Genomic DNA, 21403 nt, shown 5'->3' on the forward strand with positions numbered 1-21403 from the left:
GACCGGACTGTACGGCGGCCGAGCAATGCGCTACAAATCGAATCTCGCTTACAACCGATAACCTCAGGGTATCGATAATAAGGAAAAAATGCGTAGTCCCACGATCTCCCCCAGCCTGTTCAACCGCCTGCGCTACAAGCACTTGCATATGCTGGTGGCGCTGAGTTCCAGCCAGAACCTGCACCGCGCCTCCCAGGCCCTTAACATGTCGCAACCGGCGGCCACGCGCATGCTGCGCGAGATCGAGGACATGTTCGGCTGTGACCTGTTCGAGCGCCTGCCACGGGGGATGCGTCCTACGGCACTCGGCCAGCAACTGATCAATTTTGCCGAATCGGCACTGAGCGGTCTCGACCGTTGCGCCGAAGACCTGATGGCGCGCCAGCAGGGCGGGTATGGCTACTTGTCCATCGGCACCATCATGGGCGCCGCGCCGGACCTGGTGATGGACTGCATTGCGCAGATCAAGGCGCTCAACCCGCAACTGCGTATCCGCATCATGGGCGACACCAGCGACCAGGTGATCCAACTGCTGGAGCAGGGGCGCATCGACCTGGCCATCTCCCGGCGCAACGCTGCCACCGACAGCGAGCACTACAGCTTCGAACCCCTGGGCAACGAGCGTCTGTTGGTGGTGGTGCACGCCGGCCACCCATTGGTCCGACGCGGCCAGCTATCCCTGGCGGAGCTGGTGCGCGACTGGCCGTGGATCCTGCAACCGCAAACCAGCCCGGCGCGTATCGGTTTCGACCAGGCCCTGCAAGACCTGGCGCTGCCAAGCCCGGCGGACATCATCGAATGCAGCTCGGTGTACTCCATGCAGCAGTTGATCCAACTGACCGACGCGGTGATGGTGCTGTCGGAAAGTGCCTTGCGTGATTATCTGAAAATGGGCCTGGTGGTCGCGCTGCCGGTGGCCCTGGATGTGCGGCTGGCGCCGTTTGGCATCTTGTTGCGCAAGGGCGAGGGGGTGAGCCGCGAATTGGGCTTGTTTATTGACCTGCTGCGGCAGAAGGCGGCGATGCTGTAAACGCGAGGTTGAAAAGATCATGGTGTCCCGGCACGATATTAAATAGAATGAATCTCATTTGAGACTCAATCGCGCCGTGCAGGTTGTTGCCATGAATGATGCTGTTGTCCCCACGCACGCCCCCGAACTGACGCTATCAAGCTTGTACCGTGACCATCGCAGTTGGCTGGAAAGCTGGCTGCGGCGGCGACTGGGCAATGCCTGGGATGCGGCCGACCTGAGCCAGGACACGTTCCTGCGGGTGCTTGCCAGTGCGCAGCCGATTGCGCAGATGCAGGAACCCCGGGCGTACCTGGTGACGGTGGGCAAGCGCCTGCTGGTGAATTTTCATCAGCGCCGCAGCCTCGAACAGGCGTATCTCAATGCCCTGGCCACCTTGCCCGACACCTGTGTACCGTCGCCCGAACAGCGCTGGCTGGTGCTGGAAACCCTGCAAGCCCTGGATGAATTGCTCGACGGCTTGCCCGTGCTGGTGCGCCGTGCGTTTCTATGGAGCCAGCTGGAGGGCCTGGGTTACCGCGAGATTGCCGAGCGTCTTGACGTGTCCGAACGTACGGTGAAGCGCTACATGGCCCAGGCCTATGAGCATTGCCTGCTGGTGGAGCTGTGAGCCGCGACGTCGCGCGCGCCGCCGCCCAGTGGCTGGCGCTGCTCGAATCCGGCGCGGCCACCGAGCGCGATCACGCCGCGTTGCAGCATTGGCGCGACAGCCATCCCCAGCATGAACAGACCTGGCAAAGAGCCCAGACCTTGCGCCAGCGTTTCAGCGACTTGCCCCAGGCGCTCGCGATGGCCAGCCTCGACCGCCCGCAACCGGGGCGACGTGCCGTGCTCAAGCGTGCCTTGGGCGTGGCGGCGCTGCTGCCGACGGCATGGTTGATCAGCCGCCAGTTGCCTATCGAAGCCTGGCGTGCCGACGTGCACACCGCCACCGGCGAACGCAAACGCATGCCGTTGGCCGAGGGTGGCAGCCTGCAACTGAATACCGCTACAGCCGTAGACGTGGACCTGGCACAACGGCGCATCACCCTGGTCGACGGTGAGCTGGCGCTGAACGTTCCGGGCGCGGCGGCGATGACGGTGCAAACCCGCTACGGCCAATTGCTCGTCAGCCAGGCCGAGGTGTGCGTGCGGCAACTGCCTTCCGGCTGCCTGGTGTCGGTGCTCAAGGGCGCGGTGCAGGTGCGTGATTTGAGCGCAAACCTGGCGACATTGCAGGGGGGGCAGCAAGCACCGCTGAAAGCCGGCGGACTTGGCGCCTGGGTGCCGTTCGATGTGCTGCAGCTGGGTTGGCGCGACGGCGTGTTGACCGCACAGAACCAGTTGCTGGGGGATTTTCTGCGCGAGCTGGAACGCTATCGTCCGGGCGTATTACGCTGGGACCCCAGCCTGGAAACGCTGCGGGTGACCGGCAGTTTTCGCCTGGATGACACTGACCGCATCCTCGGCCTGCTGGCCTCGACCCTGGGGTTGGAGGTGCAATCTCGAACCCGTTATTGGGTGAGCCTGCGCAAGGCGGCTTGATGCGCTTTGTGGCAAGCCTGCTTGTTGTGGTGAGCGGGCTTGCCCCGCGCTGGGCTGCGAAGCAGCCCCAATCAGGATTCCTGTGTTCTGTCAGGTAAACCGCAGCGCCTGGTTTTGGGTCTGCTCCGCAGCCCAACGCGGGGCAAGCCCGCTTGCCACAGGTTACGAGTAGTCCTCAGATCACGTGGGCACGCTGCAACTCGGTCAAGGCCAGCGCCATGAGCCGGGCCAGCAACGGATCACGTCGGTCTCTCGGGTGCGGCAGGTCGACCCCCAGTGCCTGGCGAATGCTGCTCGGTTGGTTGTCCATCACCAGCACCCGGTCTCAGGGGTTGTCATCGCTGATACCGATGTTCTGCTCCACCGTGAGCCCAGGCATCAGGCGTGGTTCCCGCAACACAAACACCACTTCGCCGTCGAGGCTGCGTCAGGCGCACTGCCGACCCAGGATCGAGTCGCGGCCGACGCAGCCTTGCCGGGACTCGAAAGCTGCTACCGGGGGGGAGCAAATTGTTGATCGGCTGTTGATGGGGCAACAGCTTGTATATTTCTATATGGAATAAATAAATAGTTATATATTCCTTTTAATGTTCTCTCGGATAACGCACTTTGAGGGCCTGCGCATTCGTGCGGATTGACCCAACAGCCAAAAGGAAAGCCGACATGACCATTAAAGCGATCAACGTGCGCAACCAGTTCAAGGGCGTGATCAAGGAAATTCTGCTGGGGGAGGTGGTGTCCGAAATTGACGTGCAAACCGCATCCGGCATCGTCACTTCGGTGATCACCACCCGCTCGGTGCGTGACCTGGAATTGAAGGTAGGCAGCGAAGTGATTGCCTTTGTGAAGTCCACCGAAGTGTCCATCGCCAAGCTGTGACGCCCACCTGATGTGGGAGCGCTGCTCCCACATTGATAAAACCTGCGACGGTGCCTTAGCGCTGCTGCAGCGCACGCTCCATACGTTGCAGACCCTCTTCCAGCAAGGCCCGTGGGCAGCCGAAGTTCAGGCGCACGAACTGCTGGCTGTCGTCACCGAATTCGATCCCCGCACTCAGCCCGACCTTGGCCTGCTCCAGGAAGAAGTGCTGTGGGTCATCCAGGCCCAGGGCGCTGCAGTCCAGCCAGGCGAGGAATGTGCCTTGCGGCGCATGCATCACCACGCCGGGCAAGCGGGTTTGCACGGCCTCGAACAGGTAATCGCGGTTGGCTTGCAGGTACTGCTTCAGCGCGTCGAGCCATTCACCACACTGGCTGTAGGCGGCGCGGGTGGCTTCCAGGCCCAGGGGGCTGACGCTGTCGACCATGCCGCAGCGGGCCTGGTTGAAGCGCTCGCGAATCTCGGCGTTCTGGATCACCGCAAAGCAGGTCTTCAAGCCGGCTACGTTGTAGGCCTTGCTCGCCGACATCAGCGTGATGGTGCGCTGGGCAATCTCAGGGCTGAGGCTGGCGGTGGGGATGTGGCGGCGGCCGTCGAAGCACAGCTCGGCGTGGATTTCGTCACTGATGATCAGCGCGCCGTTATCCAGGCAGGCATTGGCCAAGGCCAGCAGTTCTTCACGGGGGAAGACCTTGCCGATGGGGTTGTGCGGGTTGCTCAGCAGCAGTGCGCCGGCGCCGGTCAGGGCCTCGCGCAGGGCGGGCATTGGCGTGATGTATTCAGCGCCGCGCAATTGGAACGGTACTTCGATGCGCGGCAGGTTCCAGTGGCCGGGCGCCAGGCGAATCGGGCGATAGTTGGGGGTTTGCAGCACCACCGGCTGGCCCGGTTGTACAAAGGCGTGCAGCGCCATATTGAAGCCAGGCTCAACGCCGGGCAGGAACAGCAGGTCGTCGGGCTGTACGCGCCAGGCGTACTTGGCCCACAGGTCGGCCACGATGGCCTCGCGTACATCCGGGCCGGCCACGCTGTAGCCGAGAATCTGCTGGTCGACGCGAGCGTGCAGGGCCTGGAGAACGGCGGGCGGCGCGGCGATGTCCATGTCGGCGATCCACATCGGCAACACATCGGCCGGGTAACGGTTCCATTTGGTACTGCCAGTGCCGAGGCGGGGGTGGATCGTGTCGAAATCAACGCTCATGAGGGGGCTCGTGTCAGGGAGGGCAGACGGGAATGGCGATGATTCTAACGGGATAAAATCCAGATGCCAGCCCCGTCTTTACAGGCCCTGGTTGCCCCGAATCAAGTCATACGCCTTGCGCGCAATCGGGTTTGCCGTATTCGGCCGAATCCACAGGTAGTACGTGACCTCCGGCAACCTCGGCAACCCATCCGTTTCGCCCAGCACGCGCATATCCGGGCCGAGCATTTCCATGCTGCGCGGCGTCACCCCCAGGCCTGCGCGAGTGGCCGCTTTAATGCGAAGACCTGCAGCGCGGCTTTGCCCTGGCGGGCTGAGGATGACCGCTCCCGCGCAAGGCGGGTGCGGTACAGGGGGGTCAGCGATTGACCAGTTTCGCCGGCAACGCGATGACCAGGAAGCTGCTGAGGATCAGGCAGCCGGCAAAGAACCACAGCGCGCCGGCGCTGCTGCCGGTGACGTCGATCGCCACCCCCATCAACGAGTTGCTCACCAGGCCGGCGATATTCGCCAGCGAACACGCCAGGGCAAAACCGGTGGCGGCGGCGGTGCCTTTGAGAAAGGTCGCCGGCAGGCTGAAGAACACCGGCACTGCGCCGATGATCGCCGCCGAAGCAATCGCGAACAGCGCCACGGTAGCCGCGACGTTATGGGTGAAGAAGGTGCTGGTGGCCATCGCCGCCGCGCCGATGAAAAACGGCACGATGATGTGCCAGCGGCGTTCGCGGTGTTTGTCGGAGCTGGCGCCGATCAACAGCATGCCCAGCAGGGCGGCGACGCTCGGCAGGGCGGTGAGGATGCCGATATGGAAGGTGTCGGTGACCCCGGCGTTGCGGATGAACGTCGGCATCCAGAAGCCCATGGCGTAGGCGCTGAGCAGGATCGAGAAGTCGATGCCGCCGAGCATCCACACCTTGAGGTTGAAGAATCCGTCACGGAAGCTGTGCTTGCTGCCGGCGCCATCGGTGTCGTCCTTGCGCAGTTCGGTTTCGAGCAAGGCTTTTTCTTCGTCCGACAACCATTTGGCTTGCTGGTAGGTGTTTGGCAGCGCCCAGAACGTCAGCGCGCCGAGCACTACGCTGGGTACCGCCTCGATCAGGAACAGCCATTGCCAGCCGCGCAGGCCGCCGATGTGGTCGAAGTGGCCCATGATCCAGCCAGACAACGGGCCGCCGATCACGCTGGACAGCGGCAGGCCGATCATGAACAGCGCAATGATGCGCCCGCGCCGATGGGTGGGAAACCAGGTGGTCAGGTAGTACAGCACGCCAGGCAGGAACCCGGCTTCGGCGGCGCCGAGCAGGAAGCGCAGGATGTAGAACTGGGTCGTGGAGGTGACCAGCATGGTGCAGGCCGACAACAGGCCCCAGGTGATCATGATGCGCGCGATCCAGATCTTCGCGCCGACCCGCTCCAGTACCAGGTTGCTGGGGACTTCAAAGAGGATATAGCCGACAAAGAACAGCCCGGCGCCGAGGCCGAACGCGGTTTCGCTGAACTGCAATTGGTCGAGCATCTGCAGTTTGGCGAAGCCGATGTTGATCCGGTCGAGGTAAGCGGCCAGATAACAGAAGCACAGGAAGGGAATCAGCTTCCAGGTGATCTTGTGGTAAAGCGTGTTGACCGGATCGGCGACTGTGGTCGCGGGCGCTGCATTCGCAATGGGCATCGGGTGTCTCCTGGCGGTGACTTATGGTTTTTATACAGCCGCTTTTGTTTCAGCACTTCGGAATGCTGTCGAAGCGGCTTCCAAAGGCAGTGTCAGAATTGTTCTGCAGGTGCCGTGCTCTGTGGCGCGGTTGGGGGTAAGGCCTCATTGCTCCCTGAACTTGCTCATGGCCTCCTGCTTGCTCACCACGTCGCCGTACTTGCTGTCGATGTCGAACAGGTTGGCTTCATGGGGTGCCGGGTGTCGATCACCGACGCACTCACGCACGACGATGGTGCGAAACCCATGCTGCACTGCGTCCACCGCCGTCGCCCGAATGCAGCCGCTGGTGGAACAGCCGGCCAGCACCACCGTGTCGATACCCTGGGCATGCAGCATCGAAGCCAGGCTGCTGCCGAAAAACGCGCTGGCGTACTGCTTGGTGATCACCACTTCATCGGCTTGAGGCAGTACCTCGGCGCAGAACGCCGCCAGTGGGTTGCCTTCGACCATGTCTTTCATCACCGGAGCTTTTTTCACCCAGATACCGCCATCGGCGAAATGGCCGGGATGGTAGCGGATATTGGTGTGCACCACCGCAATCCCGTGCTGACGTGCGGTAGCCAACAGTTCGATGCTTTCAGCCACGGCGACAACCACTTCGGGTGCATATAACGGCGCGCCTTCGGTGGTGTAGCCCTGCATGAAGTCGATCATCAGCAGCGCGGCTTTCTTGCCGAAGCCGATGCGGTTGCCCCACACGCCCTGGTAGTTGGCGTTGGCGGATTGTTCGCTCATCTTTTCAATCCCTCATTTTCGAACAGGGCTCACTTCAGTACGCACCGGAGAGCAGGGCGCCCGCACCGGGAACGATGGGTTCCAGGTCCAAAGCCTTGAGCATGGCGTAGGTGGTGGCGATGGCGGCGGTGAGCACCGGCTTGCCGGTTTGCGCCTCGACCTTGGCCACCACCGGCAGCGACTGCATCTGCACGCAAGCCGACAACACGATCACGTCGACGCCTTCCAGGTTCATGCCGGCAACGATGGCCGGCAGGTTGGCCGGGTCGTGGCGGGCCACCTCGAGGTTGTCGGGGATCTCCAGCGCGCGCCAGTCCACCACCTCGAAGCCTTCTTCGCGGATGTAGTTCACCACCAGCTCGGTCAGCGGTTTCATGTACGGCGCGACAATCGCGATGCGCTTGGCGCCCATCACCTGCAAGCCTTCGATCAGCGCACCGGCGCTGGTGATCACCGGGGCGTTGGCGTCGTTATCGGCGGTGGCCTTGCGCAGGCGTTGTTCGGATTTGCGGTGGTAACCCAAGCCCATGGCCATGATCGCCACCAGGCACGCATACCCCAGCACGTCGACCTTGGCGTCGGACAGTTCGACGGCGCAGCGGTCGGATTCGCCGTCCATGGCCGCCAGTTCTTCCTTGCGCACTTGCTTCATGCGCATGCGGCTGGAGTGGAAGGTAAAGCGCTCGGGGCGGATCGCCTGGCGTGCGGTGAGCATGGCGGGGATCTCGGTCTCCATGGTGGTGTTGGAGCTTGGCACTATCTGGCCGATGCGGTAGGGCTTCTGCATGGAAGTGTCCTTATTGTTGTGTGAGGAAGTCGCCGAGGGCATCGAAGAAACCTTCAAGGTCATCCCACGGAATCATGTGTCCGGCATTCGGCACGCGGACCACCTGGATGCGCGCTTGCAGGTCCTGGATCTCGGCGATGTCCTCGTCGAGGATCACGCCGCCGCGTCCGGCCACCATCAATAGGGCTGGGGCCATGAGGTGGGGCAGGTCCTGGTGGAAGTCCACCGTGTGGAAGTCATTGAAGGCGCGCACGATGGCGGGCTCAAAGCAGGTGTGCAGCCATTCGGCGCGCAGGTGCAGTTGCTCGTCGGTCCAGGTGGCGCAGAAGGCGCGCATCGCCTGTGCATCCATGCCGACCAGGGATTGACGGATCGAGTCGACGTACCACGGCAATTTGCTCGGATACTCGCGTCGGCCCGGGCCGGATACCGGTGGGTCAATCAACACCATGCGGTTGACGCCCTGGGGATGCAGCACGGCGCTGCGCACGGCAAAGCGCGCGCCCATGGAGTGGCCCATCAGGTGGTAGCTGTCCAGGTTCAGCGCATCGGCAAAGGCACCGACGTCCTCGGCGCAGGTATCCGCGCTGTAATCCAGCTCCGGACCCGTCGAGGACAGCCCGCGCCCGCGTACATCCAGCACGTAGGTGTCGAACTGCGCGCCCAGGCGCTCGGCCACGAAGCCCCAGGTGATCGCCGGGCTGGTGATGCCCGGGATCAGAATCAGAGTCGGGCCTTTGCCGCCATAGCGCAGGTAATGCTGGCGAATGCCATTGGCCTGGACGTTGCCGCCGTAGAGGAAGGTACTCACGCGGCCACCCCCGATTTGAGCGGCTGGGCGTAGAGGTCATAGCCATAGACCCAGGCCGGGTCTTCCTGGGTGCGCAACCAGGTGTTGGCGTTCGATACGGCCTGCACGCGGGATGCGCGCTCCTTGCGGTTGGCTTCGTAGAGTCCAAAGGCCGTGCGGTAGTCGCTGATGCCGGTTTCCTGCAGGCAGCGGGTGAGCATCGCGGCGTCTTCGATGGCCATGCCGGCGCCTTGGGCCATGTGTGGCTTCATCGGGTGGCAGGCATCGCCCAGCAGCACCAGGCGGCCACGGCTCCACAGCGGCAACGGGTTGCGGTTGCGCAACGGCCACTTGGTCACGCTTTCGGTGCTCTCGATCAACGCCTGCACGGTGGGATGGTAGCCCTTGAAGGCGTCGAACATCTCTTCGCGGCTGCTGTCGACGAACGCGCCCTGGAAGTCCCATTCGGCATGGGGCACGCCGGTCACGTAGTAGTACTCGTCGCGCTTACCGGTGGTGTAGTAGACCATCATGTGGCGGTCCTCGGTCCACCATTTGATGCAGTCCTCGAACTTCAAGTCGTACTTGGCCAATTGGTCGCCACGGATCAGCGCGCGGTGCGCGACCCAGCCGCTGTACAACGGCTTTTCCGCGCCGAGCAGTTCCTCGCGGATCTTTGAATTGATGCCGTCGGCGCCGATCACGATGTCGGCATAGGTCACTTCGCCGTCAGCGAAGGTCAGGCGCACCTGGGTGTCGGTTTCTTCGAGGGTTTCCAGGCGCTTGTTGAAGTGCAGGGTGCCAGGCTTGAGGGTGGACATCTGCAGGGCGTGCAGGTCGCCGCGGTGCACGGTGATGTAGGACGCGCCATAGCAGGTGAGCGGGATACGCGAGAGGTATTCACCGCTTTCGCCGCAACGACTGAACCAGTACTCGGGGTGCGAGCCCATCAGGTCCAGCTGCTTTTCGATGCCCATGCGGCGGAAGATTTTCATGATGTTGGGGCCCATGTGGATCCCCGCGCCCAGCCGGGAGAACTCGGGTGCCTGCTCGTAGATGTCGACGTCGAAGCCGGCTTGCTGCAACAGGGTGGCTGCAGCTGCACCGCCCAGGCCGGCACCGACGATAGCGATTTTTTGTGTGCTTCCCATGGGGCGTGATCCTCTGTCTCTTTGATTGTCGGCGGCATCTGACCGCGAGTTTTTAGTGTATACGCTACTTTTTTAAAATTGAAAGCCCAACTTAATGAAATTGTTTTTTGGCTGTATTCGTCATCTGTACTGTATTTATCCCTGTATCTGTTGGGTATGTGTGAAAAGGTAACGTTTTTGTGCGGTGCTTGCAGTCCGTCCTCAATTCAGGTCTTATCAATATTAATTGGCGTGTACGCTATATAAATGCACCAGTGTGAAGCGCGATGCCTGAACGTGGTGCAGCCCCACAGGAGACAGGAAAATGCCGGTAAGCGATTGCGAACTGACCCAGATGTTTGAACACGTGCTGAAGCTGTCGAAGGTCGATCCGACTCAGAGCGTTGCCGTGCTCAAGAGCCATTACTCCGACCCGCGCACCGTGCGCGCCGCGATGGATGCGGCGCAGCGCCTGGGGGCCAAGGTGTATGCGGTGGAGCTGCCATCGTTCAACCATCCACGGGCGATGGGCAATGACATGACCGCCTACTGCGGCGACACCGCGCTCACCGGCAATCTCGCCGCCCAGCGCGCCCTGGAGGCGGCCGACCTGATCGTCGACACCATGATGCTTCTGCATTCGCCGGAGCAGGAGCAGATCCTCAAGACCGGCACGCGCATCCTGTTGGCGGTGGAACCGCCGGAAGTGCTGGCGCGCATGCTGCCCACCGAGGCCGACAAGGTGCGTGTGCTGGCCGCCGAGCAGTTACTGAAAAAGGCGCGTTCGATCCATGTGAAGTCCCGCGCCGGCAGTGATTTCCGCGCCGCATTGGGGCAGTACCCGTCGGTGACCGAGTACGGTTTTGCCGATGAGCCGGGGCGCTGGGACCATTGGCCGAGCGGTTTCCTGTTTTCCTGGCCCAATGAAGAAACCGCCGAGGGCGTGCTGGTGCTGGATGTCGGCGATATTCTGCTGCCGTTCAAGACCTATACCCGCGAGCAGATCACCCTGGAAATCGAGAAGGGCTTTATCACCGGGATCCACGGCGGTTTCGAGGCCGAGTACCTGCGTGACTACATGAAGTACTTCAATGATCCCGAGGTGTACGGCATCTCCCATATCGGCTGGGGCCTGCAGCCACGGGCGCAGTGGACGGCCATGGGGCTGCACGACAAGAATGACGGCATGTGCATGGATGCGCGGGCGTTCTATGGCAATTTCCTGTTTTCCACCGGGCCGAATACCGAAGTGGGTGGCACACGCAAGACGCCCTGCCATATGGATATTCCGCTGCGTAACTGCGATGTGTATCTGGATGATGAGGCGGTGGTCATTGGCGGGGATGTGGTTGCCCCAAAAGCTTCCCTGGCACGCTGAAAATCCAATGTGGGGGTCAAGTCCCCCACATGTTTGACCGAGTTTCTTCAGTGGGAAACTTGAGTACATCCAATAACGCGGCCATCATGCCCACCCATCGCCAACCACCCACCGAGCTCGCCGTGCCTGATTCCTACGTTTTTTCTGAACAAGTTGGCCACCTGCTGCGCAAGGCCTACCAGCGCCACCTGGCGATTTTTCAGCAGAATGTCGGCGATTCCCAGCTTACCGCCGTGCAGTTCGTCACCCTGTGTGCGTTGCGCGATCACGGTGCAAGTTCCCTCACTGAACTGGTCAAGGCCACGGCCGTGGACCAGGCGACCATTCGCGGGATTGTCGAGCGGCTCAAGGCCAAGGAACTGATCACCCTTGAGCCCGACCCGCAGGACAAGCGTAAGGTGGTGGTCGATCTGTCTGCCGCCGGCGCCGAGCTGGTCGCGCAAACCACGCCCCGCGCCGCACAGATCAGCGAATTGACCATGAGCAACCTCAACCCTGCCGAACGGATCGCGGTGCTGTTTCTGTTGCGCAAGATGATCGACGATCCCCAGGAATAAAGCCGGCTGGCATCGTTTTTGCTCTGTGTTGATGTAGCAGGCACTTCATCAGTCAAGTGTGTCGTGAGACCCCAGGTTCGCGACGCTTTTTTTTGGCTTATTAATGTAGTGCCTACTTCATCAAATGATTCGGGCGAAGCAAATGATCAGCCAGCACATCACGGTAGCGCTTGAGGTCAATGGGCAAACCAGCGAAGTCAGCGCCATGGCGGATACACCGCTGTTGCTGGTACTGCGCAATGATCTGCAACTCAACGGCCCCAAGTACGGCTGCGGCCTGGGCGAGTGCGGTGCGTGCACCGTGATCATCGATGGCGTCGCTGCGCGGTCGTGTGTATTTCCGCTGTCGGGCGCGGTGGGGCGCAAGATCGTCACCCTCGAAGGCCTCGGTACCCGCGAGGCGCCGCACCCGGTGCAGCAGGCCTTTATCGATGAGCAGGCCGCGCAATGCGGCTACTGCCTCAACGGCATGATCATGGCCACCAAGGCCTTGCTCGACCGTAACCCCAGCCCCAGCGAAGCCCAGGTGCGCCTTGAGCTGGCGGGCAACCTCTGCCGCTGCGGCACCCATATCGAAATCCTTCGCGCGGTGCTGCGAGCCGCGCGCCTGATGAACGTGGATGGATCACCATGACCGACACCCCGCTTTCCCGTGACCAGTGGCTGGCCAAGACCGGCGTTCTGTTGATCGTCGATGACGTGCTGCCGCCTTCGGGGCCGGTGGCCAAGGGGGGGACGCCCAGCGTGAAGCCCAAGGAGCTGGGGCTGTTTATTGCCGTCAACGATGACGGCCTGGTGTACGCATTCAACGGCCATGTGGACCTGGGCACCGGCATACGTACCGCGCTGGCGCAGATCGTCGCCGAGGAACTCGACCTGAGCATGAAGCAGGTGAAGATGGTGCTCGGCGATACCGAGCGCGTGCCGAACCAGGGCGCGACCATTGCCAGTGCCACGTTGCAGATTTCCGCGATCCCACTGCGTAATGCGGCGGCGGAGGCGCGGCGCTTCTTGTTGGCGCGGGCGGCGGGGCGCTGGGGCGTAAGCACGGCCAGCCTCAGGGTGGAAGGCGGCATGATTCACGGCGTCGACGGGCGTACCAGCACCTACGCGGAACTGGTCAGCGGCCAGCACGACCAGTTGCGCATCAGCGGCGATGCGCCCCTCAAGGCCGTCGAGGACTATCACCTGGTGGGCAAGGGCGCTGCGCGGGTAGACATCCCAGGCAAGGCCACCGGTGAACTGACCTATGTGCACGATATGCGTGTGCCGGACATGCTCCACGGCCGGGTGATCCGCCCGCCGTATGCAGGGCTTGATTGCGGTGACTTTGTCGGCAACAGCCTGCTGCGCGTGGATGAAGACTCCATCGCCCATATCCCCGGTATCGTCGCGGTGGTGGTGATCCGCGATTTTGTCGGCGTAGTGGCGCTGCGCGAAGAGCAGGCGATCAAGGCTGCCCAGGCGTTGCAGGTGCATTGGAAACCCTGGAATACCGCGCTGCCGGACATGGGCGATGTGGAACAGGCCATCCGCGATAACCCACGGGTGCGCCGCACCGTGCTTGACCAGGGCAATGTCGACGCAGCCCTGGCCGACGCCAGCCAACGCATGCCGCGTACGTACCTGTGGCCATACCAGATGCATGGCTCCATCGGTCCCTCCTGCGGGCTGGCCGATTACTCGCCGGCCGGCAGCCGCGTGTGGTCCGGCAGCCAGAACCCGCACCTGCTGCGCGCCGACCTGGCGTGGTTGTTGGAATGCGATGAGGCGCTGATCGAGGTCATCCGCATGGAAGCTTCCGGTTGTTACGGACGCAATTGCGCCGACGATGTGTGCGCCGATGCCTTGCTGTTGTCCCGAGCGGTGGGCAAGCCGGTGCGCGTGCAATTGAGCCGCGAACAGGAACACCTGTGGGAGCCCAAGGGCACCGCGCAGTTGATGGAGGTGGACGGCGGCCTCAACGCCGATGGCAGCATCGCCGCCTACGACTTCGACACCAGCTACCCCTCCAACGGCGCACCGACCCTGGCACTCTTGCTCACCGGCCGCGTCGAACCGCTGGCGGCGATGTTCGAGATGGGCGACCGCACCTCGATTCCGCCCTACGACATCGACAACCTGCGCGTGACCATCAACGACATGGCGCCCATCGTGCGCGCGTCGTGGATGCGCGGCGTGTCGGCGTTGCCCAACACCTTTGCCCACGAGTCCTATATCGATGAACTGGCCTTCGCGGCCGGCGTCGACCCGGTGGAATACCGCCTGCGCTATCTGAAGGACGAGCGCGCCATCGACCTGGTGAAATCCACCGCCGAACGCGCCAACTGGTCACCGCGCACCGCGCCGATGCAGACCGCCAGTGAAGACCACCTGCTGCGCGGTCGCGGCTTTGCCTACGCGCGCTACATCCACAGCAAGTTCCCCGGCTTCGGCGCAGCGTGGGCCGCCTGGGTAGCGGACGTGGCCATCGACAAGCACACCGGCGATGTGTCGGTGACGCGGGTGGTGATCGGGCATGACGCGGGGATGATGATCAACCCGTCTGGCGTGCAGCATCAGATCCACGGCAATGTGATCCAGTCCACCAGCCGCGTGCTCAAGGAGCGTGTGACCTTTGAAGAATCGACGGTGGCGAGCAAGGAGTGGGGCGGTTACCCGATCCTGACGTTCCCGGAGGTGCCGCAGATCGACGTGCTGATGATGCCGCGTCAGGACCAGCCGCCTATGGGCGCGGGTGAATCGGCGTCGGTGCCCAGCGCGGCGGCGATTGCCAATGCGATCTACGACGCCACCGGGATTCGTTTTCGCGAATTGCCGATCACCCCGGAGCGGGTGCTGGCGGCGCTGAATGCCGGCACGTTGGGTGAACCGGCCAGGTCGCCGGAAAAACGCCGCAAGTGGTGGTTTGGTGCGCTGTTCGCGACGTTGGGCGCGCTGCTGGCTACGGCCTGGCCGTTTCACAATGAAATCGCACCCATCGCTGCGCCGAGTGCCGGCACTTGGTCCAAGGCCACGTTGGAGCGCGGACGCTTGCTGGCGGCGGTGGGCGATTGCGCGGTGTGCCATACGGCGCCCGGTGGCGCGGTCAATGCCGGTGGATTGGCCATGGAAACCCCCTTCGGTACCCTGTACAGCAGCAATATCACCCCGGATGTAGAGACCGGCATCGGCGCCTGGTCTTATCCTGCGTTCGAGCGGGCGATGCGCGATGGCATTGGTCGCGACGGGCGCAACCTGTACCCGGCGTTTCCGTATACGGCGTTTCGCAATATCAACGATGCGGATATGCAGGCGCTGTACGCCTACCTGATGTCCCAGGCGCCGGTCAGCCAGGCGCCGACGCCGAATGCCATGGGTTTTCCGTTCAATATCCGGCCGCTGATGGCGGGGTGGAATGCGTTGAATCTGCGCCGCGGTGAAATATCGCTGCAGCCTGAGCGCAGCGAGCAATGGAATCGCGGCAATTATCTGGTGAATGGCTTGGGCCACTGCGCCGCGTGCCACTCGCCGCGCAATTTCATGGGGGCCGAGAAGGGTGGTAAGTCCTTCCTGGCGGGCGGCATGGTCGATGGCTGGGAGGCGCCGGCACTGACCGGGTTGTCGAAGGCGCCGACGCCTTGGACCGAGGACCAGCTATTCACCTATCTGAGCACCGGCTATTCCGATGCCCATGGTGTGGCGGCAGGCCCGATGGGGCCGGTGGTGAGCGAGTTGTCGAAACTGCCCAAGGCAGATATCCGTGCGATGGCGGTGTACCTGGCGTCGCTGAAGGGCGAGGCCGTTGCTGAAGTGCAGGTGGCCGCGACGGTGCCAAATCCCAATGGCCGGCGCGTGTTCGAAGGTGCGTGCAAGGCCTGCCACGCCGACGGGCTGGGGCCGAAATTGTTTGGGGTGAGCCCGTCGCTGGCAACCAATACCAATGTGTACAGCGACCAGCCGGACAATCTGATCAAGGTGATCCTGCAAGGCATCAGCAAACCTGCGACCCAGGACTTGGGCTACATGCCGGGTTTCAAGGACAGTTTGTCCAACAGCCAGGTGGCGGATCTGGTGGCGTACCTGCGCGGGCGGTTTGCGCCGAATGCGCCGGTGTGGAGTGGGGTGGAACAGAAGGTCGCGCAGCTGCGCGCCAACCCTGGTACTCACTGACACGACAGGGTTAAAGCGGTGGGAGGGGGGTCACGCCGCGCACCACCAGGTCACTGATAAACCCCAGCCAATCCTGCTGCTGCCCCTTGTTCGACAAGTCTTCGCCGAGGAATGAGCTGAGGGTGTGGCGGTTGGAGTTATAGAAGTAGCACAGCGAGGCGATCATCAAGTACACGTGCTTGAGGTCGACATCCTTGCGGAACACGCCTTGGGCCTGGCCGGCTTCGATGATCGGGCGCAATACGCCGACCGCTTCCCCCGACAGCCTGCGCAATTCGCCGGACTGCTTGGCGTGCTTGCCCTGGTGCAGGTTCTCGATGCTCAGGATCGCCACGAACTCCGGGTGCTTGACGTAGTAGTTCCAGATAAATGCGACCAGCTCGCGCAGGGCCTGCACCGGCGCATCCAGGTCCAGCTTGAGTGTGCTTTCGGCGTGGTTGAACTGCTCGTAGGTGTGTTCCAGCACGCAGACGAACAGGTGTTCCTTGCTGCCGAAATAGTAATAGAGCATGCGGTCGTTGGAGTCGGCTTCCTTGGAAATGGTGTCGACGCGCCCACCGGAATAGCCGTCGCGGGTGAACACCTTGACCGCCGCCTGCAGAATGCGTGAACGCGTCTGGTCCGCCTGTTGGGCACGAATTCCGGTCTTCTTGATCGCCATGTCAAAGCGCCTTGCAGGACAGTTTGGGCGCGAAATATAGCATGGGCTTTTTCCGCTCCGTTCTGTGACCGACAGGTTCTGTAATAAAAACGCCATTGCGCTGGGGATTAAATTCGGGGCGGGCTATTTTGGTGCGTCTCAATAACTAGAGTAGCCATGGATGAAATACCAACCCTTCAACCGCGCATTAATTGCCACCGCCTTGGTGTTGACGGTCAGCGGCGTGCAAGCCGCTTCCCAGGCACCGGTGGCCGGTGAAAATGGCATGGTGGTGACCGCCCAGCATTTGGCCACGCATGTCGGCGTGGATGTACTCAAGGCCGGCGGGAACGCGGTGGATGCCGCCGTGGCGGTCGGCTACGCGCTGGCGGTGGTGTACCCGGCGGCGGGTAACCTGGGCGGCGGCGGCTTCATGACCGTGCAACTGGCGGATGGGCGCAAGACCTTCCTCGACTTCCGCGAAAAGGCCCCGTTGGCGGCCACCGCTGATATGTACCTGGACAAGGCCGGCAATGTGGTCGAAGGCTTGAGTGCCAAGGGGCATCTGGCTGTCGGCGTGCCCGGCACCGTGTCCGGCATGGAGCTGGCCCTGAGCAAGTACGGCACACTCAAACGCGCCCAGGTGATTGCCCCGGCGATCAAGCTGGCGGAAAACGGCTTTGCCCTGGAGCAGGGCGATATCGACCTGCTGCACACCGCCACCGGCGAGTTCGAAAAAGACAAGGATATGCGCGGGATTTTCCTGCACAACGGCCAGCCGCTGCAGGTCGGCCAGAAGCTGGTGCAGAAAGACCTGGCCAAGACCCTCAAGGAAATCTCCGCCAAGGGCAGCGACGGTTTCTATAAGGGTTGGGTCGCCAAGGCCCTAGTGGATTCCAGCCAGGCCGGCAAGGGCATCATCACCCAGGCCGACCTCGACAGGTACAAAACCCGCGAACTGGCGCCCATCGAGTGCGACTACCGTGGCTACCACGTGGTCTCGGCACCGCCGCCAAGCTCGGGTGGGGTGGTGATCTGCCAGATCATGAACATCCTCGAAGGCTACCCGATGGCTGACCTGGGCTATCACTCGGCCCAGGGCCTGCACTACCAGATCGAAGCCATGCGCCACGCCTATGTGGACCGTAACAGCTACCTGGGCGATCCGGATTTCGTGAAGAACCCGATCGAGCATCTGCTGGACAAGAACTACGCGGCCAAACTGCGTGACGCCATCGATCCGCACAAGGCCGGGGATTCCCAGGCAATCAAGCCGGGTGTGTCGCCGCACGAAGGCAACAACACCACCCACTACTCGATCGTCGACAAGTGGGGCAACGCGGTCTCGGTGACCTACACCCTCAACGACTGGTTCGGTGCGGGCGTGATGGCGAGCAAGACCGGGGTGATCCTCAACGATGAAATGGATGACTTCACCGTCAAGGTCGGCGTACCGAACATGTACGGGCTGGTCCAGGGGGAAGCCAACGCCATCGCACCGGGCAAGGCGCCGCTTTCCTCGATGAGCCCGACCATCGTGACCAAGGACGGCAAGGCCGTGATGGTGGTGGGTACACCGGGCGGCAGCCGCATCATTACGGCGACCTTGCTGACCATCCTGAATGTCATCGACTATAAGATGAATATCCAGGAAGCCGTGGACGCGCCGCGTTTCCACCAGCAATGGATGCCGGAAACCACCAACCTGGAGACCTTCGCGGTCAGCCCGGACACCCAGAAGATTCTGGAAAGCTGGGGCCACAAGTTTGCCGGGCCGCAGGATGCCAACCACTTGGCGGCGATCCTGGTGGGGGCACCGTCCCTGGAGGGTAAGCCGGTAGGTAACAACCGCTTCTATGGGGCGAATGACCCGCGTCGCAATACCGGCCTGTCGTTGGGCTACTAACCGCCCCGGTGTTGTAGTGAGCGGGGCAAGCCCGCTCACTACAACAGCTGTTCTACCGCAGCAAACGCGGCGGTGCGGCGCTCCTCCCAACTCCCCCTGATGACCACCACCGCCTGTCGATGCGCCTGCATCCACGCCAGGCTGTCCTGGAAAAACGCCCGGCGGTCGGCCAGTTCCGGCTGGCAGCGTTGGCCATCGGCGGTCCATTCCACATCATCCGGCGACAGCAGCAGGTGCAGGTCGTACTGCCGGGCCAGCAGTTCGTCGTCGAGCCATGCCGGGTAGTCGCCGAACAGGGTCTGGCTCCACAGTTTATTGGTCAGCAGGTGAGTGTCGAGGACCAGCAGGCGCGGCTGCCGGGCGCGGGCGGCATCTTCCCAGGCCAGTTGGCCGTGGGCGATGGCTGGAATATCCGCCAGGGTGGTGTCGCGCTGGTGATGGTCCATGAAATCGCGCACGTATTCACGCACCATCAAACCGCCAAAATGCGCGTGCAGTTCGGCGGCCAGCCAGCTTTTACCGCTGGATTCGGGGCCGGCCAGTACGACCACCTTCATGGTTGCAACGCCGGGTCGGCGCGCCATTCACGCCAGCCTTGCACGGCGATCACGGTGAACAGGGCATAGAGCGCAGCGGTGAGATACAAGCCCTTGTAGAGGAACAGTCCGACGAAAATCACATCCACCGCGATCCACAGCGGCCAGCATTGCACGCGTTTCTGCGCCATCCACATTTGCGCAACCAGGCTGAAACCGGTGAGGGCGGCGTCGAGCCAGGGCTGGGCGGCATCGGTCCAGTGCGCCATCGCAGCGCCCAGCAGCAGGCTGCCGACCGCGCCGATGGCCATGCTGGTCATTATTGCGGGCCAACCCAGGCGGGTGACCTGGCGCCCTTGCCTGACCTCGCCGGCGCGGGTCCACTGCCACCAGCCGTAGACTTGCAAGGCGGCGTAGACCACCTGCAGCAGCATGTCGGAATAGAGCTTCACGTCATAGAACACCCAGGTGTACAGCAACACCATCACCAGGCCGATGGGCCAGCACCAGGGGTTCTGTTTGACCGTCAGCCAGACAGCGATCACCCCCAGGGCGGCGGCGAACAGTTCAAGCCCGGACATGGCAGTTCCTTGGGAGAGTGGGAGAGGGCGGGGATTGTAACCAGAGGCCAGCAATCTTCAAAACACAGTAGGGCAAATGTGGGAGAGGGCAAGCCCCTCCCACATTTGGAGCGGTGTTAGACCTTGAACTGGCGCAAAAGGCCGTCGAGCTGCTCGCTCAGCCCGCGTAAGTGCACGCTGGCCACGTTAGACTGTTCCGCCGCCAGCGCGGTGCTGTGGGACAAGCTCGCAGCCTGGGTGACGTTTTGGTTGATGTCTTCCACCACATGGGCCTGTTGCAGGGTGGCGCTGGCAATCGAGGCATTCAAGCCGTTGAGGTTGTGCAGGGCCTGGCCGATGGCGGTGAGGCTGGCACCGGCCTGGCCGGCTTGTTCGATGGTCAGTTGCGAGGCGCTGTGGCTGTCGCTGATCACCTTGACCGCTGCTTCCGAGTGACCTTGCAGGCGCTCGATCATCGCCTGGATCTCGGCGGTGGATTTTTGCGTGCGCTGGGCCAGCAGGCGGACTTCATCGGCCACCACGGCAAAACCACGGCCTTGTTCCCCGGCGCGTGCCGCTTCGATGGCGGCGTTGAGCGCCAGCAGGTTGGTCTGGTCGGCGATGGAGCGGATCACTTCCAGCACGCCACCGATCTGTGTGCTTTCGCTGGACAAGGTGCGGATCACTTCCACGGCCTCGCTGATGGTGGTGGAAAGCTGGTCGATCTGCTGGAGGCTACTGTCGATATTGACCTGGCCTTGCTGGGCCTGAGCCTGGGCATCGCGCATTTCGCTGGCGGCGTGTTCGGCGTTCTTGGCCACGTCCTGCACGCCGTAGGTGACTTCATTGATGGCGGTGGCCACCAGTTCCATCTGCTGGGACTGTTGCTGGCTGCGGTCATGGGCCTGGGTCGCGTTGTTGCCCAGTTCCGTGGAGGACTGGCCCAGGGCGTTGGCGCACACCTGCAACTGGCTGACGACCTGGCGCAGCTTGGCAGTGAAACTGTTGAAGTGTTGGGACAGCTGGGTGACTTCGTCGCGACCGTCGGTGTCGAGGCTGCGGGTCAGGTCGCTTTCGCCGCTGGCGATATTACCCATGGCGTTCACTGCGTCCTGCAAGGGGCGCACGATGCTGCGGGCAATCAGCGATACCAGCAGTGCCATTACCACGGCGATGCCCAGACCGATAAACGAGGCCTTCCACACCTGGCTGTTGAACTCGGCCTGCACATCGTCCACGTACACGCCGGAGCCGATGATCCAGCCCCACGGCTCGAACAACTGGATATACGAGGTTTTCGCCACCGGCGCATCGGCGCCCGGCTTCGGCCAGCGGTAGTTGATGATGCCGGCGCCCTTGGCCTTGGCGAGGATCACGAACTCGTTGAACACGGCAAACCCATCGGGATCGCGGATGGCCGAGAGGTTCTGGCCGTCCAGCTTCGGGTTGGCCGGGTGCATGATCATCACGGGGGTGAGGTCGTTGATCCAGAAATAGTCGTCGTGGTCATAGCGCAAGCCGCGCACCGCGCTCAGGGCTTGTTTTTGCGCGGCTTCGCGGGTCATCACCCCGGTGGTTTCGAGGCTGTGATAAAACGTCAGGATCCCGCTGGCGGTCTGGACCACGTGCTGGGTCTGCTGGCGCTTGGCCTGGTAAAGGTCGTCGTGGATCTGCTTGAGCATCAGCAAACCCAGGGCCATCAGCATCAGCACGGCGACGATCAGGATCAACCAGAGGCGTCGGCTGATCGACATATTACGCAAACTGTTCATCGTCCTGTCACTCCGGGCTTTTTATAATTGTGGGCGTCGCATCGACTTTTACGCCTTGTCTGATAGGCTTTCGGCCTGAAATCGCAAAACCTGAGTACTGCCTGATTTTTCACAG

General features: G+C 62.5%; 19 protein-coding genes and 2 pseudogenes. 9 read left to right on the top strand and 12 right to left on the bottom strand.

What is annotated here, in order from left to right:
* The first annotated feature begins 88 nt into the window (after positions 1–88).
* From HCF10_RS07890 to HCF10_RS07900, 3 genes are all read left to right on the top strand, one after another.
* On the top strand, positions 89–1030 hold the full coding sequence (locus tag HCF10_RS07890; protein WP_167655202.1) for a LysR family transcriptional regulator: 942 nt from the start codon (positions 89–91) through the stop codon (positions 1028–1030).
* Between the two features lie 91 nt (positions 1031–1121).
* Complete coding sequence (locus tag HCF10_RS07895) at positions 1122–1640, top strand: sigma-70 family RNA polymerase sigma factor (RefSeq protein WP_027607930.1); 519 nt, start codon at positions 1122–1124, stop codon at positions 1638–1640.
* Positions 1637–2554, top strand: coding sequence for a FecR domain-containing protein (locus HCF10_RS07900; RefSeq protein WP_167655203.1), 918 nt, complete (start codon positions 1637–1639; stop codon positions 2552–2554). The genes HCF10_RS07895 and HCF10_RS07900 overlap by 4 nt, the downstream gene beginning before the upstream one ends.
* A 175-nt stretch (positions 2555–2729) precedes the next feature.
* Here HCF10_RS07900 and HCF10_RS31955 read toward each other — a convergent pair.
* Positions 2730–2879 (bottom strand): annotated as a pseudogene (locus HCF10_RS31955) (ABC transporter ATP-binding protein); the annotation flags it as partial.
* 338 nt (positions 2880–3217) lie between these two features.
* Here HCF10_RS31955 and HCF10_RS07910 point away from each other — a divergent pair.
* Positions 3218–3433 (top strand): TOBE domain-containing protein, encoded by a 216-nt coding sequence (locus tag HCF10_RS07910; RefSeq protein ID WP_003173733.1) that lies wholly within the window; start codon positions 3218–3220, stop codon positions 3431–3433.
* 55 nt (positions 3434–3488) lie between these two features.
* On the opposite strand, the gene HCF10_RS07915 is transcribed toward HCF10_RS07910, so the two are convergent.
* From HCF10_RS07915 to HCF10_RS07945, 7 genes and pseudogenes are all read right to left on the bottom strand, one after another.
* Positions 3489–4634 carry a MalY/PatB family protein gene (locus tag HCF10_RS07915; protein ID WP_131696506.1) on the bottom strand — a complete coding sequence of 382 codons (1146 nt, stop codon included), beginning with the start codon at positions 4632–4634 and terminating at the stop codon, positions 3489–3491.
* Between the two features lie 78 nt (positions 4635–4712).
* Positions 4713–4913, bottom strand: a pseudogene (locus tag HCF10_RS07920) (LysR substrate-binding domain-containing protein); the annotation flags it as partial.
* A 79-nt stretch (positions 4914–4992) separates the two neighbouring features.
* Positions 4993–6303 carry an MFS transporter gene (locus HCF10_RS07925; protein WP_131696505.1) on the bottom strand — a complete coding sequence of 437 codons (1311 nt, stop codon included), beginning with the start codon at positions 6301–6303 and terminating at the stop codon, positions 4993–4995.
* Positions 6304–6447: 144 nt separating this feature from the next.
* Complete coding sequence (locus tag HCF10_RS07930) at positions 6448–7080, bottom strand: N-carbamoylsarcosine amidohydrolase (protein WP_131696504.1); 633 nt, start codon at positions 7078–7080, stop codon at positions 6448–6450.
* Positions 7081–7114: 34 nt separating this feature from the next.
* Positions 7115–7867: a maleate cis-trans isomerase family protein gene (locus HCF10_RS07935; protein ID WP_131696503.1), complete on the bottom strand. Its 753-nt coding sequence runs from the start codon at positions 7865–7867 to the stop codon at positions 7115–7117.
* A gap of 10 nt (positions 7868–7877) precedes the next feature.
* A complete protein-coding gene (locus HCF10_RS07940; RefSeq protein ID WP_145338821.1) occupies positions 7878–8678 on the bottom strand; it encodes an alpha/beta fold hydrolase in 801 nt (266 codons plus the stop codon).
* The gene (locus HCF10_RS07945) at positions 8675–9808 is read right to left on the bottom strand and encodes an FAD-dependent monooxygenase (protein WP_167655204.1); all 1134 of its coding nucleotides are present in this window, start codon (positions 9806–9808) and stop codon (positions 8675–8677) included. Before HCF10_RS07945 ends, HCF10_RS07940 begins: the two co-directional genes overlap by 4 nt.
* A gap of 304 nt (positions 9809–10112) precedes the next feature.
* On the opposite strand from HCF10_RS07945, the gene HCF10_RS07950 reads away from it, so the two are divergent.
* The 4 genes from HCF10_RS07950 (at position 10113) to HCF10_RS07965 (ending at position 15874) form a co-directional block, all read left to right on the top strand.
* The gene (locus HCF10_RS07950) at positions 10113–11165 is read left to right on the top strand and encodes a 2,5-dihydroxypyridine 5,6-dioxygenase (RefSeq protein ID WP_131696500.1); all 1053 of its coding nucleotides are present in this window, start codon (positions 10113–10115) and stop codon (positions 11163–11165) included.
* Between the two features lie 122 nt (positions 11166–11287).
* Positions 11288–11722 (top strand): MarR family winged helix-turn-helix transcriptional regulator, encoded by a 435-nt coding sequence (locus HCF10_RS07955; protein WP_131696656.1) that lies wholly within the window; start codon positions 11288–11290, stop codon positions 11720–11722.
* Between the two features lie 142 nt (positions 11723–11864).
* Positions 11865–12356, top strand: a complete 492-nt coding sequence (locus HCF10_RS07960) for a (2Fe-2S)-binding protein (RefSeq protein ID WP_131696499.1) — start codon at positions 11865–11867, stop codon at positions 12354–12356.
* On the top strand, positions 12353–15874 hold the full coding sequence (locus tag HCF10_RS07965) for a molybdopterin cofactor-binding domain-containing protein (protein ID WP_167655205.1): 3522 nt from the start codon (positions 12353–12355) through the stop codon (positions 15872–15874). Before HCF10_RS07960 ends, HCF10_RS07965 begins: the two co-directional genes overlap by 4 nt.
* 10 nt (positions 15875–15884) lie before the next feature.
* Here the strand turns inward: HCF10_RS07965 and HCF10_RS07970 are convergent, their stop codons facing one another.
* Positions 15885–16535: a TetR family transcriptional regulator gene (locus HCF10_RS07970; RefSeq protein WP_145338824.1), complete on the bottom strand. Its 651-nt coding sequence runs from the start codon at positions 16533–16535 to the stop codon at positions 15885–15887.
* A gap of 160 nt (positions 16536–16695) precedes the next feature.
* Between HCF10_RS07970 and ggt the strand changes: the two genes are divergently transcribed.
* Complete coding sequence (ggt, locus tag HCF10_RS07975; protein ID WP_131696496.1) at positions 16696–18420, top strand: gamma-glutamyltransferase; 1725 nt, start codon at positions 16696–16698, stop codon at positions 18418–18420.
* A 38-nt stretch (positions 18421–18458) separates the two neighbouring features.
* Here ggt and HCF10_RS07980 read toward each other — a convergent pair whose 3' ends face one another.
* From HCF10_RS07980 to HCF10_RS07990, 3 genes are all read right to left on the bottom strand, one after another.
* On the bottom strand, positions 18459–18977 hold the full coding sequence (locus HCF10_RS07980) for an AAA family ATPase (protein ID WP_167655206.1): 519 nt from the start codon (positions 18975–18977) through the stop codon (positions 18459–18461).
* Entirely contained in the window at positions 18974–19537 is a 564-nt protein-coding gene (gene pnuC / locus HCF10_RS07985) for a nicotinamide riboside transporter PnuC (protein ID WP_131696494.1), read from the bottom strand. The genes HCF10_RS07980 and pnuC overlap by 4 nt, the downstream gene beginning before the upstream one ends.
* Positions 19538–19653: 116 nt before the next feature.
* Positions 19654–21288, bottom strand: a complete 1635-nt coding sequence (locus tag HCF10_RS07990; protein ID WP_145338826.1) for a methyl-accepting chemotaxis protein — start codon at positions 21286–21288, stop codon at positions 19654–19656.
* Between the last annotated feature and the right edge of the window lie 115 nt (positions 21289–21403).

The sequence above is a fragment of the Pseudomonas sp. B14(2022) genome, from assembly GCF_012030485.1.
Taxonomy (GTDB): domain Bacteria; phylum Pseudomonadota; class Gammaproteobacteria; order Pseudomonadales; family Pseudomonadaceae; genus Aquipseudomonas.

What these genes read in the sequence shown, in the direction of transcription:
- HCF10_RS07890 (WP_167655202.1), top strand. Translation starts at nt 89, where the DNA reads ATGCGTAGTCCCACGATCTCCCCCAGCCTGTTCAACCGCCTGCGCTAC.
- HCF10_RS07895 (WP_027607930.1), top strand. Translation starts at nt 1,122, where the DNA reads ATGAATGATGCTGTTGTCCCCACGCACGCCCCCGAACTGACGCTATCA.
- HCF10_RS07910 (WP_003173733.1), top strand. Translation starts at nt 3,218, where the DNA reads ATGACCATTAAAGCGATCAACGTGCGCAACCAGTTCAAGGGCGTGATC.
- HCF10_RS07915 (WP_131696506.1), bottom strand. Translation starts at nt 4,634, where the DNA reads ATGAGCGTTGATTTCGACACGATCCACCCCCGCCTCGGCACTGGCAGT.
- HCF10_RS07925 (WP_131696505.1), bottom strand. Translation starts at nt 6,303, where the DNA reads ATGCCCATTGCGAATGCAGCGCCCGCGACCACAGTCGCCGATCCGGTC.
- HCF10_RS07930 (WP_131696504.1), bottom strand. Translation starts at nt 7,080, where the DNA reads ATGAGCGAACAATCCGCCAACGCCAACTACCAGGGCGTGTGGGGCAAC.
- HCF10_RS07935 (WP_131696503.1), bottom strand. Translation starts at nt 7,867, where the DNA reads ATGCAGAAGCCCTACCGCATCGGCCAGATAGTGCCAAGCTCCAACACC.
- HCF10_RS07945 (WP_167655204.1), bottom strand. Translation starts at nt 9,808, where the DNA reads ATGGGAAGCACACAAAAAATCGCTATCGTCGGTGCCGGCCTGGGCGGT.
- HCF10_RS07950 (WP_131696500.1), top strand. Translation starts at nt 10,113, where the DNA reads ATGCCGGTAAGCGATTGCGAACTGACCCAGATGTTTGAACACGTGCTG.
- HCF10_RS07960 (WP_131696499.1), top strand. Translation starts at nt 11,865, where the DNA reads ATGATCAGCCAGCACATCACGGTAGCGCTTGAGGTCAATGGGCAAACC.
- HCF10_RS07965 (WP_167655205.1), top strand. Translation starts at nt 12,353, where the DNA reads ATGACCGACACCCCGCTTTCCCGTGACCAGTGGCTGGCCAAGACCGGC.
- HCF10_RS07970 (WP_145338824.1), bottom strand. Translation starts at nt 16,535, where the DNA reads ATGGCGATCAAGAAGACCGGAATTCGTGCCCAACAGGCGGACCAGACG.
- ggt (WP_131696496.1), top strand. Translation starts at nt 16,696, where the DNA reads ATGAAATACCAACCCTTCAACCGCGCATTAATTGCCACCGCCTTGGTG.
- HCF10_RS07980 (WP_167655206.1), bottom strand. Translation starts at nt 18,977, where the DNA reads ATGAAGGTGGTCGTACTGGCCGGCCCCGAATCCAGCGGTAAAAGCTGG.
- pnuC (WP_131696494.1), bottom strand. Translation starts at nt 19,537, where the DNA reads ATGTCCGGGCTTGAACTGTTCGCCGCCGCCCTGGGGGTGATCGCTGTC.
- HCF10_RS07990 (WP_145338826.1), bottom strand. Translation starts at nt 21,288, where the DNA reads ATGAACAGTTTGCGTAATATGTCGATCAGCCGACGCCTCTGGTTGATC.